Genomic DNA, 1,606 nt, shown 5'->3' with positions numbered 1-1,606 from the left:
GCCACCACCATTCTTGTCATTGTGTTTTGTATAAAATAACCAATAATACAATAACTTCTGGTTGTTTATTAAAGTAATTGAGAACGCCCCCTAGTTCGAAAATGTGGATGTTTGCAGTTTTTATGGATTATATTTGCAGGCCGTTACACCTAGGTATTTACACGGATATTAATGTTGTGGGTAACCTTGTAGCCTGCCGAGCTATGCGTAACCGTGGCTCTACAAACTTGGTAAAGCTTGCTGTCGCATCAAAAACGGTCATATAAGGTTTACAATCCTGTGCATAGGGTAAGAGGTGTTTAAGCCTTATTGCTTAGGGGGTTTCACTATATTTCAATTACTTGCGTGGCTTTTGGTGGCGTATGGTTAATTGAAAATTGAGCAACATACATCAAAGCCCACTAAAAAGCCGAATTTTGACACTATTACGCCTTAGCACTTGGCCTGATTTTTGGAGCCCACTCTACTAAATGCCTTAATTCTTACTTAATCGATTCTTGAACAGTAAAAAAGGAAACCATTGCATGAAGTACGATCTCATTGCCTTTACGGTCAGTTGTTTATTGATATTGGTTTACTATCTGTATTTAGGCAGACGCACTCGCCGACTACCGGATTCGAGCGTACATACACTGAATGCAAGGATTCGGGAGCAATGGGTCAACATGGTAATGAATAAAGACAACATGGAAATCCTTGCTGTCCAAACCTTACGCAACTCAGTCATGGCGGCCAACTTCATGGCATCGACCTCGATTTTATTGATAATCGGCACTTTAAACATCGGCGAAAAAATCGGACAGTGGGCACTAGCTTGGCATCCCTATGGCTTAGCACAACCCTTTTCTACCGAATTATGGCAATTAAAACTGTGTTTATTGCTGCTGGATTTTTCCATCGCCTTCTACTGTTTTTCGATGGCAATACGGTTTTTCAATCATGTTGGTTATATGATTAACCTGCCTGTCGATTCATCACCAGACGGCGGCTTATACAAACTAACCTGTGCCTATTTAAATAGGGCCGGCAGTTATTATACGTTTGGCACTCGAACTTTCTTTTTCAGTTTGCCAATCATACTGTGGTTTTTCGGCCCCTATTTTTTGATGCTGGCGACGCTAACGCTGATAGGTGGCCTTGCCATGCTGGACAAGGTGCCAAGTTGAGTGCGTTCATCAAAATCGACTCGATAAAAATAAGCTTTCTTCTATAGAGAATATTCTCAAGCCTAATTGGGTATCAATGCGTAGCCGTCCAATTGATAATCTACCAACACGGTCAAGGCCGATACAGCTAATGTAATTTCCGGATTCACTGATGCAATCTCTAATTTTTTTTCTGCCAGGGCTTGGCCGCAGATATATAGCTTAACGCCTGCACCATTGAGTAGGTGGATAATTTCGATATTGGGATTATCCCGTTGGTGTAGTTTTCGGTATGCATCATTTTTCAGGGCAATTGACGTAGCCGGGCCATGCACCACCAGGACTATTTTCAAGTGATCGGCTGGGACTCCAGCTAGAGCATAAAGATTTAGCAGCCGCGCGACATGGTCAAGCCCAGAATTCACCTTGTCAGGGGCATCTGCCGCGTTGGTGATGTCGAA

General features: G+C 42.7%; 2 protein-coding genes. One reads left to right on the top strand and one right to left on the bottom strand.

Features of this window, described 5'->3' with window-relative positions:
* The first annotated feature begins 524 nt into the window (after positions 1-524).
* The gene (locus ACHZC4_RS10065; protein ID WP_394753713.1) at positions 525-1,166 is read left to right on the top strand and encodes a DUF599 domain-containing protein; all 642 of its coding nucleotides are present in this window, start codon (positions 525-527) and stop codon (positions 1,164-1,166) included.
* Positions 1,167-1,228: 62 nt separating this feature from the next.
* Here ACHZC4_RS10065 and ACHZC4_RS10060 read toward each other — a convergent pair.
* The coding region (locus tag ACHZC4_RS10060) for a DsrE family protein (protein ID WP_394753712.1) at positions 1,229-1,606 on the bottom strand (378 nt) is incomplete at its 5' end.

It is taken from the genome of Crenothrix sp. (genome assembly GCF_043729335.1).
Classification (GTDB): Bacteria; Pseudomonadota; Gammaproteobacteria; order Methylococcales; family Methylomonadaceae; genus Crenothrix.
This window is presented reverse-complemented; position numbering and strand designations above follow the sequence as displayed.